11 protein-coding genes are annotated in these 12,878 nt (G+C 45.5%); 5 read left to right on the top strand and 6 right to left on the bottom strand.

Going from position 1 to position 12,878, the window contains the following annotated elements; genetic code table 11:
• Together MHN01_RS06070 and yeiP are read left to right on the top strand one after the other, a co-directional pair.
• Nucleotides 1-1,456 (top strand): amidohydrolase family protein (locus MHN01_RS06070; RefSeq protein ID WP_239410500.1); only part of this gene is annotated, 1,456 nt, incomplete at its 5' end.
• Between the two features lie 122 nt (nucleotides 1,457-1,578).
• A complete protein-coding gene (gene yeiP, locus MHN01_RS06065; RefSeq protein WP_075765988.1) occupies nucleotides 1,579-2,154 on the top strand; it encodes an elongation factor P-like protein YeiP in 576 nt (191 codons plus the stop codon).
• Between the two features lie 117 nt (nucleotides 2,155-2,271).
• Here the strand turns inward: yeiP and MHN01_RS06060 are convergent, their stop codons facing one another.
• Nucleotides 2,272-3,951: an RluA family pseudouridine synthase gene (locus MHN01_RS06060; RefSeq protein ID WP_239410501.1), complete on the bottom strand. Its 1,680-nt coding sequence runs from the start codon at nucleotides 3,949-3,951 to the stop codon at nucleotides 2,272-2,274.
• A gap of 487 nt (nucleotides 3,952-4,438) precedes the next feature.
• On the opposite strand from MHN01_RS06060, the gene MHN01_RS06055 reads away from it, so the two are divergent.
• A complete protein-coding gene (locus MHN01_RS06055) occupies nucleotides 4,439-5,326 on the top strand; it encodes a DUF2167 domain-containing protein (protein WP_239410499.1) in 888 nt (295 codons plus the stop codon).
• A gap of 123 nt (nucleotides 5,327-5,449) precedes the next feature.
• Here MHN01_RS06055 and MHN01_RS06050 read toward each other — a convergent pair whose 3' ends face one another.
• Genes MHN01_RS06050 through MHN01_RS06035 form a run of 4 tightly spaced genes read right to left on the bottom strand, consistent with a single transcriptional unit; the run spans nucleotide 5,450 to nucleotide 10,814 of the window.
• Nucleotides 5,450-7,795, bottom strand: a complete 2,346-nt coding sequence (locus MHN01_RS06050) for a glycoside hydrolase (protein WP_239410498.1) — start codon at nucleotides 7,793-7,795, stop codon at nucleotides 5,450-5,452.
• 57 nt (nucleotides 7,796-7,852) lie between these two features.
• Complete coding sequence (locus MHN01_RS06045; RefSeq protein WP_239410497.1) at nucleotides 7,853-8,719, bottom strand: DUF2861 family protein; 867 nt, start codon at nucleotides 8,717-8,719, stop codon at nucleotides 7,853-7,855.
• Nucleotides 8,716-9,363, bottom strand: coding sequence for a response regulator transcription factor (locus tag MHN01_RS06040; RefSeq protein ID WP_239410496.1), 648 nt, complete (start codon nucleotides 9,361-9,363; stop codon nucleotides 8,716-8,718). Before MHN01_RS06040 ends, MHN01_RS06045 begins: the two co-directional genes overlap by 4 nt.
• Nucleotides 9,360-10,814 carry a DUF3404 domain-containing protein gene (locus MHN01_RS06035; protein ID WP_239410495.1) on the bottom strand — a complete coding sequence of 485 codons (1,455 nt, stop codon included), beginning with the start codon at nucleotides 10,812-10,814 and terminating at the stop codon, nucleotides 9,360-9,362. Before MHN01_RS06035 ends, MHN01_RS06040 begins: the two co-directional genes overlap by 4 nt.
• A gap of 179 nt (nucleotides 10,815-10,993) precedes the next feature.
• On the opposite strand from MHN01_RS06035, the gene MHN01_RS06030 reads away from it, so the two are divergent.
• Nucleotides 10,994-11,380, top strand: coding sequence for a DUF4440 domain-containing protein (locus tag MHN01_RS06030; protein WP_239410494.1), 387 nt, complete (start codon nucleotides 10,994-10,996; stop codon nucleotides 11,378-11,380).
• A gap of 186 nt (nucleotides 11,381-11,566) precedes the next feature.
• Here the strand turns inward: MHN01_RS06030 and MHN01_RS06025 are convergent, their stop codons facing one another.
• Nucleotides 11,567-12,190 carry a DUF4442 domain-containing protein gene (locus tag MHN01_RS06025; RefSeq protein WP_239410493.1) on the bottom strand — a complete coding sequence of 208 codons (624 nt, stop codon included), beginning with the start codon at nucleotides 12,188-12,190 and terminating at the stop codon, nucleotides 11,567-11,569.
• Nucleotides 12,191-12,442: 252 nt separating this feature from the next.
• Between MHN01_RS06025 and MHN01_RS06020 the strand changes: the two genes are divergently transcribed.
• Nucleotides 12,443-12,878: helix-turn-helix domain-containing protein (locus MHN01_RS06020; protein ID WP_239410492.1), on the top strand; the 436-nt coding region annotated here is incomplete at its 3' end.

Here is a 12,878-nt window from a genome sequence, read left to right as displayed (position 1 = left end):
TAATGGCGCCTACCTTGCCCCGGGGTTCATTGATGTCCATAGCCATGCGGATTTGGCCACGTTCATGCCTAAGGGCTTTAAGCCCAAAGTGCTTCAGGGGATAACAACCGAACTGGTTGGGCTTTGCGGATTGGGTGTTGCTCCTTTGCCCAAACATCTGCAGCCAGAACTCCGGGACCGGCTTATCATAGGGAACCCACCAGTTGACTGGAACTGGGATGATTATGCTAGTTACTGCCACTCACTGAGTCAGCATGGGCTCGAGGTGAATCTGTCAGCGTTTCTTCCTCATGGCTTGTTGCGCTATCAAATTTGTGGCAATAGTCATTTCCCCATGAGTTCACAGCAGCGCTGCCAGCTGGCAAAGTTAACCGATGAAACGTTGGCTGCTGGGGCCAGAGGGATCAGTCTTGGGCTTATTTACCATCCGGCATTATTTAGTGATAAGGAAGAATTACTCACCGTTGCACAGGTTGCTGCTCAACATCGCAAGCCGCTTGTTGTTCATGTACGTAGTGAGAGTGACGAGGTTCTGGAAGCTGTACAAGAGATGGTTGCCATCTCACAGCAAGCGGGCTGCCAGTTACATATTTCCCACCTAAAATTGATAGGGCGACGTAATGCCGCCAAAATTGACTCGTTACTGGCGTTGATTGATCGTCACAATCTGACCTTTGACCAATATCCATATCATTACGGCAGTACGACGTTGTTTTCGATTTTGCCTCCTGCACTTATTCGTACCTATGCGCCGGATGAGTTAATGAATGCATTGAATACTCAACCAATCAGACGACAGGTTAAGGATTGGTTTTCAGAGCGACTGTTACCTCAGGCGGGTGAACCATGGGATAACCTGCCTGCTTTGGTAGGGGGGGAGAACATTCTGATATGCGAGGTAGAAACACAGTCAGCAAGGCAATGGCTGGGACAATCGGTATCAGAGTGTGCCCGGCAAACGGATCAGCACCCGGTAGACTTTGTGCTGGATCTTCTTGTCAGTGAGCGCGGCAATGTACGAATGATTGACTACTTCATGGATGAAGCGCTGGTGGAGCGTATTTTTACCCACCCGAGGGGGATGGTCGGTACTGATACCATTTTCGGCGGTCAGATCCATCCAAGGGTAAGCGGGACTTTCCCCCGAATTATTAATCAGTTTGTTAAGAATAAGCAGCTTCTCCCCTTAGAGCAGGCTATTCATAAGATGACAGCGCTGAGTGCAGAGACTTTTGGGTTGCGCAAGCGTGGTAAAATTGCCCCTGGCTACTATGCTGATATCAGTTTGTTTGGTGCGGATTTCAGCGACCATTCGACAATAGATCAACCGGATGCCTTTGCCCGCGGGCTCAGAGAACTATGGGTAAATGGCTGCCGGAAAGTGGCTGGTGGAGAGTATTTGGAAACACGTTCAGGCCAGCTGTTACATCACTGGACGGATAATAGGCTTCTGTAGCGCGACGTGAGTTGCAATAATGGATTAAGCGGTTAAATAATCAGCATTTATTTCCAATAATACTTGCCTAACATCCAGTTCGTGATAATTTCTCCTCACTGTTTATTTATGGGATGACTACCATGCCAAAGGCAAGTGAAATTAAAAAGTTTGCAGCTATCGAACATAACGGCAAAGTGTATCTTGTTAAAGAGATCAGCAAGTTGACACCAAGCGGCCGCGCAGGTGCAAGCCTTTACAGAATGCGTCTGTATGATGTTGCTACAGGCGTGAAAGCTGATGAAAGCTTCAAAGCAGATGAGATGATCAACCTGGCTGATTTCAGCCGCCATCAGGCATCTTTCTCTTACATTGACGGTGATGAGTATGTCTTCATGGATGATGAAGACTATACACCGTACAACTTCAATAAAGAGGCGATTGCCGAAGAGCTTCTGTTTATTACCGAAGAAACCAAGGGTATTCAGGTTTTGACTGTTGATGGTTCTCCAGTCGCGATTGAACTGCCTGCAACTGTTGACTTGGTGATTGTTGAAACCGATCCTTCGATCAAAGGTGCATCGGCAAGTGCTCGTACTAAGCCTGCTGTACTGTCAACTGGCCTTACTGTTCAGGTGCCTGAGTACATTGCCAGCGGTGAAAAGATCAAGGTCAACACTGCCGAGCATAAATTCATGAGCCGTGCTGATTCTAAGTAATCGACAGACTCTTTGAGCTGGTTATTAAAAGCCCAACCGGTGAATGCTCACTGGTTGGGCTTTTCTGTGGCTGCTGCTCAGTTTTAGTGGCAGGTTTTGACTTGCTAATGGTGCATTTTAAAACTCAGCTTCAACCTGGAATTGCATGAACTCATTGGTAATGGGATGAGTCAGTTCCAGTCTTTCTGCGTGCAGGTGAAGACGGTTGGCTTTTTTGCCGTAAAGGTCATCACCAATCATCGGCATATGCAGGCCTTCAATATGGGCACAGTGAACGCGAAGTTGATGGGTACGCCCTGTTTTAGGGTACAAATAGACCTTAGTTCGTGCGTTCTTTCGCTCAATAACTTCCCATTTGGTTTCTGCTGGCTTGCCGTGCTGGTAGCAAACTAACTGGCGAGGGCGGTCATCAATATCGCCACGCAAAGGCAGCTTAATAATGCCTTCGTCTTGTTCAATCAAGCCGTCGACCAAGGCAACATAGCGCTTTTGCACGGTACGCTGGATGAACTGCTTCTGCAGGCTTTTATTTGCCCGGTGGCTTAATGCAATAACCATCAACCCGGAGGTAGACATATCGAGGCGATGAACAATAAGCGGCCCCGTTGCTTCTGGAAACTGTTGCTTCATCCTTAGGTATACAGAATCTTCAATGGTTTTTCCCGGTACCGATAGGAACTCAGCAGGCTTGTTGACCACAGTCATATCATTATCCTGGTAGATAACCTCGACGGTTTTTCCTTCGCAAGGATTAACCAGTAACGGGTTTTCATCCATTTCAATACCGTCCAGCATATGTTCCAAAATCGGTTGGCATTTACCTTTGCAGGCTGGGTAGAAGTTTTTATGCTGCCTGATCTCAGATTTTGGTGATGAGCCCCACCAAAACTCAGCCATTGCCAGCGGCTTCATTCCCCATTTGAAAGCGTACTGCAACAACTTGGGGGCAGCGCACTCACCGGCACCTGCAGGTGGAACTTTGCGGGTGGTATCGACAAACAGTTCATTGAGATCTTTCTCGATGCCGTCTACGTTAAGGAAACGGTATTGGGCAAACAGCTTCTTTTGCAGCTCAGATGAGAGGGACTTACGCTTGGCCTTGAGCTCGTTTACTTCATCAGTAAGCTCATTAAGTTGATGTTGCAAAGCGCCTAGGCGTGATTCCCAATGTAGCTTAAGATCTCGCAGTTGCAGCTTTTCAATCACACTTTCTTGGCTAAGTCGCTTTTTCAGCTCTTGAAGCTCATCTGATGAAAGGGCGGTTCCGTTGGCCCGTAGTGCCTTTCGTGTTTTGCGCCCTTCGACCATACGGCTTCGGTGAGCTTCCAGTTGTTTGCGGCTTTCGGCTTGTTCTTGTTTTAGGCTTTGGCGAGTTATCTCAATCTCGGGATTACTCGCTAGCTCTTTGATAACTGCAGTGAGTTTGTTGATTTCTAACTGCTCACTAAGAAAGAAGCTATCTTCGGCCAGCATATCGAACACCGGTGGAACAAAGTGTGACAGCAGGTTTTGATCAGCCATTTTTCCAGAAAATGCAGAGAGGTAGCCAATCTCTCCTTGCTCATTTTGAACCAGCAGGACACCAAACATCTTACCAATAGGCGCGGTTTTGTCCTCGGAAAGGCCAAAATTATGCTGCCACTCGGTTTGCGTTTCCAGGTGGTGCTGTAACTCTTTCGCCGCCAGCAAACACAGAGGATGAGGCTCATAGTAGAACGGAAACGTAAAACGCTCCGGCAAGCTATATGTGTCAATCGATTCTTTAAACGGCGTAAAACAATGTTCCGGGGAGTGCATATGCTGATCTATTGTGATGATGTTTAACCCTAGGAGCATGCAGCTCACAGGGGAGTAAGGCGGCGATTCTAACCTTTCGGCGTTGAGATATCACTATAGGATGGTGAATTCTTATTGTTTTGCTCTATTGCGCTAACTTCTATCAGGGACAAGTTAGCGTGATTTATGCCTGCTATTGATTAGCTGTTCATTGTTTTGCGTCGAAGGTATTTCTTCTGCTTGTATTGTGCGAACTATTGATGATGCATAACTGGAGTGCATGTATTTTCTCTGGGAATTCCCCCTTAAGTATGATTTGTTTGGCGAATATCAAATTTAATATCCAACTGGTTGGTATTATACCGCGTTCATTTAATCAAGAACGTACTGACCTGTTGCATTGAGCGGCTTCTACTTTTACAGGTTGGTCTTACAGTCAAAATTATAGGCATTTACGCTTGCTACCTGCGGAGATGTATTAGTTTTATGCAGTATTAATGGAGTAATTATGAAACTTAGGGCTTTATTTCTGTCCGTTTTTTTGATCTTGCCAAGCCTGGCCTTTGCAGAAACGGCAAGCAACGAATCTGATGAAGATGCATATTATGAGTGGGCGTCGAAAGTCTGGGATTCGCTTGACCGCCAGAAAGGTAAAATAGAACTACCCAGCGCTATTGCAACCCTAAACATCCCGGAAGACTTTTATTATTTATCGTCCAGTGACTCAGAAACTGTTTTAGTTGATGTCTGGGGGAACCCTCCGGGACAGAACACTCTGGGTATGATTTTTCCTGCCGGTTCGACACCATTTGATAATGACTCATGGGCGGTGACGATTCGTTATGAGGAAGATGGTTATGTATCTGATAGTGATGCAAATGATATCGACTATACCGAGCTGTTAGATAAGATGAAGGCTGATGTCGTGGAGGAAAGCCAGGTTCGCGTCGACCAAGGTTATGAGCCTATCGAGCTAATTGGCTGGGCTGCTGCGCCTCATTATGATTCTCAAACCCATAAATTACATTGGGCGAAAGAGATTAAATTTGGTGAAGATGACATTAATACACTTAATTACAATATCAGAGTGTTGGGTCGAAAAGGTGTCTTGGTCTTAAACTTTATTGCGGCAATGGATCAAAAAGAACTGATTGAATCAAAGTTAGATTCAGTGTTGGCAATGGCAGAGTTTGATCAGGGGTCAAGATATATCGACTTTGATTCCAGTACCGATCAAATGGCTGCGTATGGTTTGGGTGCCTTGGTGGCAGGTAAAGTAGCGACTAAAACCGGGCTCTTGGCTGCTGCTTTAATGTTTCTTAAGAAGTTTGGCTTGGTTATTGTCGTTGGTGTCGGTGCCTTCTTTAAAAAGCTCTTTAAGCGAAAAGAGTCATAAGGTTATATCAAGCTTATTGTCCGTAAGAAACCTTGTCAGGCTGTACGATTATGCAGCCTGACTGGTAATTCAAATTAGAAAACTTTGATGGCGAGATTTAACGTTAATCACGCAATAATTAACTTAATTTATAGGTTGCTTACTAGAACTAGAACTAGAACTAGACCTAGAACTTTCAACCCCTAAAGAGCGCCACATTATCTTCTCTCCGGTGTTTAGAAAGGCCAATATTGCTCCTGGCGGAATTGGCAATTGGTTGTCAGTTGTTACTGTTTGCTTTGAAAAGTTGGCGATTATCTTGCTGCCGTCACTAAAAGTCGTTTGTTGCAGTAGTCCTTGTTTATCCAGCCAGGTGAAATCAATTAAAGCCTTGTTCCATAGCTGTTGGTGAATAGGGGCAAAGCCTTTTTGATAATGGGCTAGTGCCTGCAATCGAGGAGCGTCTACACTATTGGCCTCATCTCGACTCAGGTGCACCATTGCCGGGGTGTTGTACAACATGCTGGTCAAGTCACGTTCAATCTGTACATTGCTGAACTTCAGGCTGTCGCTATGCCAGTGATGGCTGTTAATGACTTCATCATGAAATACGGCTTGGTACAGCGGGATTCGGTACTGAGGCGCAAAAAGCAGTGTCCTGTAGGGCTCCTTCACCTCTGCCGATTTAAAGAAAAAGTCTGGCTTCTGATCCGGATACCAGGCACCTAAAAAGTAGGGGGAGCGGCGATTGCTCTTCATGTCCGGATCTGTCCAGCCAAAGCCGACTGTTTCCATTCCGTGGGCGAAGGCGATCCCCTGAGTTGTCAGGCTGTTACCGTCTTCGGAGCCTAGCAGGATCTCTGGTAAAGATGAGATCCATTGCATCCGGTCATTAAACGCTGTGAGCATCTCAGCTTGGCTCATTCCACTGTTAAGAGCACTGTAATCTTCTCGGGCCATCGCCGTCGCATCAACATCTAAAAACAAACTGTTAAAGTGCCCGTAGTGGATGATGTCTTTGATTCGTTGTTCAACATACTTTCGATGACAAGCTGGGTTGAGGTAAAAGCCATTGCCGCGAAAGCCTTTTTGCTTTTCTCCGTTAGCATTTTCAATAGCGCAGGATTCGCGCATTGATTTTGGTAGCTGGGCAGTGAGCCAAGTATCATTTACGCCAGGCGCTATCGCTGTGTTGTAGGAGTCATAGCTACCGACAAGGTACCCAGCTGCTTTGGCTTGGTCGATGACCTGAGGTTGGTAGAATGCTGGCATCCAGTTATCGAAACCCAGCCATAGCTTTTCCAAACCAGCTTCTTGCAGGTTATTGACCATATCTTTGGAAATCGCTTGCCCCCATCGCTCTGAGGAGATCAGGTACCGAGCAGCGTGTTCGTTAAGCCAGGCCTTGCGCTGTCCGGCGGTTTGATACTGCTGCTTTATATTATTGGTGTCTTTCGTAACGCTGTCTTCAGTAATGGCTTGGGCAGGAAAGAGGTTGTTAACCGACTGATTAATGCTCTCAACCAGTAGTCGCTTATGGTAACGACTTAGCCAATCACTGCCTTGGCGCAGAGGTTTGAGTTCCTTTCTTGCATCACGGGTTGTCTGGAGTGTTGCTTGGCTGAAGTACCACTCCTTTAACCCCCACCAGTCTTTGACATCTTCAACCGCAAGGACATCGCGTCCAAACAAATAGACGTGACTGGCACCAATCAGCTTGTTTAACACTGGGTTATTGATGAGCTTGGTTGATAGCGGTTGGGAGAGGTTTTGTTGAATGCGCCATTCCCGATACTGCTTCGCGCCGGAAAGGGGGTCATCACCCAGAGCGATCTTAACGCTAAAAGGCTGCTTCTGGTTTAGTACCGTAAACTCATGCTTAGCCTGCATGTCCAGTTTTTGTTGTGCAGCCGAGAAGTTCAGCGCATTATTCGTAGCTGTAATCAGTTGATAGTTAATAAATAAGCCGTTTTGTTCAATGGTCCAAAATGGCATCTTTAGATCTTGGGTGGTGCTAGAACCTGAATAGTTTTCGCTTAGGTAGCGTATCCAGACTTGGTGGTCGGTTGGTATGCGCATCCCTTCGTTGAAAGGAATCAACAGGGTTTGCGCTTCTTCCTCGGCGAGATCGAACCAGGATAACTTGATTGGTTGATTACGCTTGATGGTTGCTTTTGGGCTGACTGTAAAATCTAGCCTCAAGCTTTCGCCAAGCGTGGCATTCACTCGGATGTTGCTGGGTTTGAGCAACCAGTGCGCCTGATTTTGACTCGGCTGAATCAACCCAGTTACTTTCTGCGACTGGCCGTTGATTGTCAGAGCTGGTTGGTTTACTAAAAGGTTTTGTGTCAGGCTTTGCCAGTTAATCTGCAAGTTACTCGGATTGATATAAATATGTTGATTGTTGTACGTCAGCTCAATATCAGTGCTGTGTGCTGAGAAGCTGATAGCAGCCGCCAAAAGCGTGACTAATGGTATAAATGTTTTCATGGAGACTATCTTGTTATGAATTTGCCTCCATTAAAGGTTATATCTGGATTTGTTTTGTCACCTGTATGTCTCTATTCCTGAGACAGGCAGGCTTAAGCGCTGGACATATTCCACTTTGATTCTACCTTGGTATTCATACTGGCTCACTACTGCACTTAGCCATTCTGCTTTAGCTGGTAGGCCTTCAGGTAACTGAGCATGGTATTGTTTGTTGTTAGCAATAGTGACTGGATTAAGTGCCATAAGGGACGGTCTTTCAAGCAAGTTATATTGATTATCAAGCCATTGCCAACTGGCAGTGGCTGGTGAACATGAAACAGTCTGGTCGGGAGGAGAGATGAGCAGTGACTCAAAAGCCCGGTCTGTCGAAGGTTGGAGCCATGACTTGCTCTCAAATGAGGAGATCAACAAAGGATAGTAAGTGCCATTGATAGATAGCTGATAAAGACCTGCCTTGGGTTCGTTCAAGAGTTCGTTGCTTTCAAATTCGTGGTATTCCTTGGTTGGCGTGGGGATCGTTGCTGTTAGAAGCTGTCGGCTATCTGCATCAAAGAGCTGTAGCTCAATGGGTTGACTGACTTTTTCAGCTGATAGCTTAACCTGGTAGCCTTGGTTAGTTGCGTTGCCTTTACGGATAATGGATAAGCTGATCTCTGCTGCTATTGAAGCTGTACTTGTGAGTTGTCTGCCGCACTGAGTCTCAGTCAATACAGCCTGTTTAACTGGCCGCCAATAATGCTCCTGAATAGTGTTCTGGCTCAAGCTTAGCTGGAGCTCTTGCCATGCAAGCATTGCATTGCCCTCAACTAGGGCCGAGTAGCTGGCTTGTAGTGGGGTATCGGGAAACCAATCACTGGCTAAAACGACAGAAGTGCTTAAGGTGCCAGTCAGTATGCTGGAAATAATGAAAGTTAGTTTTTTCATGCGCACTTTACCAATCGATAACCAACACCGCGTAATGTTTCAATGTCCAGTCCGGGTAGTTTTTGTCGAATGCGCAGAACATGATTGTCCACGGTTCTGGTGGTAGGAAAAGCCTGGTAGCCCCAGATCTTATTGAGCAGCTCTTCACGATGAAATACACGGCCTTGGTTTTGCACTAACATCAGCAGCAACTGGAATTCTTTCGGTTTTAGTTCAACACTGCATCCGTTGTCGGTAACAACCTGATTCGCAACATCGATAACCAGTTGCTGGTACTGGACCGCACTTTGCCCCAAAGGGCGGAGCTGTGCATGGATACGTGCTAACAGTTCTTGGTGGGAGAATGGTTTTAGAACATAATCTTTCGCGCCTGCCATTAACCCTTCAACACGCTGGTCAACATCGACTTTGGCCGTGAGGATGATGACAGGAAGTGCTTTTAGGCTGAGCCATTGAGGCAGAAAAGTGACACTGTCTCCCTCAGCCAACTGACGATCAAGGATAACCAAATCGGCACGATACCAGTGCTTTTCAATGTGTTTGATGTTGGTGAGCCATTGGCACTCAAACCCTTGCTTCGTCAGGTATTCATTGAGCCCTTCGCCGAGTAGTTTGTCATCCTCGATAAGCAGAATATGGTTCATAACGGTAACTCCAATATACAACGAGTCGGCTTGCGCAGGCAGATAAGCTTTCCCCCCATTTTTTTCATCAGACGTGACACGATAATGAGGCCTATACCCATATTTGCCTGATGTTTTGGCTGACTGAACATACCTAGCCAGCGTTTTGCAGAGCTAGGGAACTCTCCTTGGTCACCAACCTGAATATGCAGTACTTTGTTAACCTTAACTTCTATAGTGATTTGGCCTTTACCATGCTGCTGGGCATTCTTGGCGAGGTTGTCGAGGCAAATCCCAAGCCAGTAGTAGGGCAGTTCGAGCTCACGATCTTCGTTTAAGGCGTAGTTAAGCTGGTGTTTATCCAAACAGTGCTCAAGCCAGTCGGAAAGATAGGCGCGCTGGCGTTGAAATTGCTCTTTCGAATTAGTGGTTAAATACCCTTTGCTGGTTTCGGTGAGTTGAGCCAAGCGCTGGTGGTCGGCCATTAAGCGCCACACTGCCTGCTGTGTTTGTTCATTCTGGTCATCGAACTGCTCACGAAATAATTCAACAGTTAAGCCTAGGCTTGTAATTGGGGTTCGAAGCTCATGGGTCAGAAGCTGAAGGACAAATTGCCTCTCTTTAGCATTTTGTCGGCGTTGGTATAGGCTGCGAATTAACAGAGAAGCAATAACCAAGGCGCTAAAAATTAACGCCCAGCGAGCCCATTGTTTTTCTGGTGTGATCGCCGTTATACAAAGGTTACTATAACGAAATGAGCAGCTTGTAGCTGTGCTATCAGTGAGTTTTAATTGCATTGACTCAGCAAGAGGTTGCCATTGGCTTGCCTTAACTACCTTCCAATCTAACTCATTGTTTATCCACAACTTATTCTGCTCATAGAGATAGGCGCGATAGCCTGACAGCAAAGCATCTACACCTTTTGTCGATAGTGGGCGCAGCTGCGAATGAAGTGGGTGAGCAGCATTGGCCAGAGTTAACTGTCTCTTATGATGAGAGAGAAATTCTTGGGTCTCGGGGTGATCCTTGCCTAGTTTGTTTTCGAGTGATGCTAAATATCTATCGGCATAGCTGCCTCCGGCCGGGTGTAACAAGGCTTGGTTATCAAACCACGCACTGGCCAATGGTGTCCTTTGACACAGTGAAAGCTCAAACTTGGCGGCAGCTTGTAATGCCGGGGTTGCGATTGATATGTGAGGATCTTTGCAGCGCTGACTGATTTGCCAGAGCTGTTGGATTTCTTGCCAGTGAAATTGCTTGAAGTCGGGATACTGGCTGCTACTCAGTAGTAACGGCTTCGGGTAACGGTTAAGCTCAGTTTGACTAACAACATGCTCGGAGGGAAGTTGGCTCGCTTGTTGATAAAACTGCTGCCATAAGGTTTGTAGGTTGATCGCACTCTCTTTAGCGACAGTCGGCAAACTACATAGGCTAACGATAGCCAGAAAGCCAAGGTGTTGAATGCGATTCATAATTTGGATGAAAGCAGCAAATAAAGGCAATATTATCTTGTTTTAAAGCCTGTTTGTAACCTCTGTGTCAACATTGCCGCTATTAAGTCTGTTATCGAGACTCCCTAGTTCGTAAAGAAGTCCTATGGCCCGGCTCCCATTACGTATACTTAGATGAAACGTGAATAAAGGAGAAGAACATGGCCCAGGTCAATCCTACGTTTGAAGATATTGTTAATGCTAACAAACAATATTCTCATATTTTCAGTTTGGGCGATGCCGCTGGTATGGCAAACCTGTATACAGAGAATGGACAGTTCTTATTGCCAAACAGCGACTTCGTAACGGGAAGGTTAGCATTGCAGTCAACATTTCAAACTCTTATGGACTCAGGTATTAGATCCGTACAGTTAGAAACACTCGAAGTCGAGGACTATGGTGATACGGCCACTGAAGTGGGCAAATATATTCTTGAAGGTGATGGTGGCAATATGCTGGACAAGGGCAAGTATGTTGTTATCTGGAAAAAAGAGGCCGGACAGTGGAAATTGCACCGAGATATTATAAATAGCAGTGTAGTCGATTAATAAGCTTCTTTTTTAGTTTTTGAATAGATCTTTAGTGCGGTATTTGGTGATTATGATGAAATAAAGCGGGAGAAATAAAAACGAGTATGAACGCTCTGCTTATTCATACAACTCACTAAGGCGTTGTGGGAACACAGCGCCTTATCAGAAATAGAAGAATTCGTTATGTTGCAGTCTGATCATTCCTCATGACTGACGTTTTTTTCTAACGTATAGCTCTTTATATACCTTCGCAATTAACTGTTCATCTTCACCTAAGATCTCAAGCTTAAATTCTGGATGATATTTTTCACCATTCTCAGTGTGCTTAATGATGTCATCTAGCTCGTCTTGCGAAATAGTTAATACGCAGTGAATAGGTTTTTTGGTGGCTTTAACAAATTCGATATGCGCACTTTTATCCCAAACAATGTAGTCTCGCCCTAACAGGTTGGTCAGCATCAATGCTAGGTGAGGATCAACCATAGAATAGATACTTCCGCCAAAATGGGTGCCAAATGCATTTCTGTTGTACCAGCGCATTTGCAGCCTGACTTCAACCTGTCGCCAATCTTCTTTGATATAGGTAACTTTTACACCAGCTCCCAGATAGGGCGGATAGAGATTGATTAATCGCTTAAAGATTGCTGGTGATGATAACGTAGACTTTCGTTGTGGTTTGGATGGCTTCTGAATAATAGAGGTAGGTTCTTTACCTTTACCTGCTGTAAGAATTGAGGGAGGAAAGTAATCACTAAAGAAATCAGAAGTCCATGACTGGTTTTGTGAGTATCGATTTCTTGAAAACAGGCTCTTTATGATACGTAACATTCGATGACCTTTTATTTATAAAATCAGAATGACAGCAGTTCTTTCTATGTTTAGTACTTTTAATTTGAGTTTTCTCAATCTTTTCTGGAATAAGCTAGGTTCCATTATGGAACTTATGGATAAAGATACGGTTCCATAATGGAACTTGTCAAGCGACGATGTTAAATTGTGACGGGATCCTCTAGAATCCAAGCATTAATTGTTAGGTGCTCTGTTATGCGTTGGGATGAAATAAACAGTAAGACTTGCTCTATGGCTAGAGCAATTTCAGTGTTTGGTGATCGTTGGACACTGTTGATTTTAAGAGAGATTTTCCTCAAGGTGCGTCGTTTTTCCGAGCTTCAACGTACACTTGGCATCAGCAAGCACCGACTTTCAGACCGACTAAATCGTCTGGTTGACGATGGTGTGCTGTACAAGGAGATGTACGATGAGACCCATAAACGCTTTGAATATAAGCTAACAGAGAAGGGACTCGATCTTTATCCCATAATCATAATGATCACGCGATGGGGGGATAAGTGGTTGGTTGATGAAGATGGTGTCACGTTGGAGCATATGCACAAAGGCTGCGAGCAACCAGCGAACCCTAAAGTTTGCTGCTCACAATGTGGGGAGGAAATGAATGCACGGAACTCTTACGCAGTACCGGGGCCGGGGATCCTAAACAAAATTGAACGCAATGAAG

The organism is Photobacterium sp. OFAV2-7 (assembly GCF_022347985.1).
Classification (GTDB): Bacteria; Pseudomonadota; Gammaproteobacteria; order Enterobacterales; family Vibrionaceae; genus Photobacterium.
The sequence above is the reverse complement of the archived record's forward strand: the minus strand, read 5'-3'. Positions and strand labels throughout refer to the sequence as shown.

Coding starts and splice junctions, on each gene's coding strand:
- MHN01_RS06040 (WP_239410496.1), bottom strand. CDS start 9,363: ATGAACCATATTCTGCTTATCGAGGATGACAAACTACTCGGCGAAGGG.
- MHN01_RS06045 (WP_239410497.1), bottom strand. CDS start 8,719: ATGAAAAAACTAACTTTCATTATTTCCAGCATACTGACTGGCACCTTA.
- MHN01_RS06030 (WP_239410494.1), top strand. CDS start 10,994: ATGGCCCAGGTCAATCCTACGTTTGAAGATATTGTTAATGCTAACAAA.
- MHN01_RS06060 (WP_239410501.1), bottom strand. CDS start 3,951: ATGCACTCCCCGGAACATTGTTTTACGCCGTTTAAAGAATCGATTGAC.
- MHN01_RS06055 (WP_239410499.1), top strand. CDS start 4,439: ATGAAACTTAGGGCTTTATTTCTGTCCGTTTTTTTGATCTTGCCAAGC.
- MHN01_RS06035 (WP_239410495.1), bottom strand. CDS start 10,814: ATGAATCGCATTCAACACCTTGGCTTTCTGGCTATCGTTAGCCTATGT.
- MHN01_RS06025 (WP_239410493.1), bottom strand. CDS start 12,190: ATGTTACGTATCATAAAGAGCCTGTTTTCAAGAAATCGATACTCACAA.
- yeiP (WP_075765988.1), top strand. CDS start 1,579: ATGCCAAAGGCAAGTGAAATTAAAAAGTTTGCAGCTATCGAACATAAC.
- MHN01_RS06050 (WP_239410498.1), bottom strand. CDS start 7,795: ATGAAAACATTTATACCATTAGTCACGCTTTTGGCGGCTGCTATCAGC.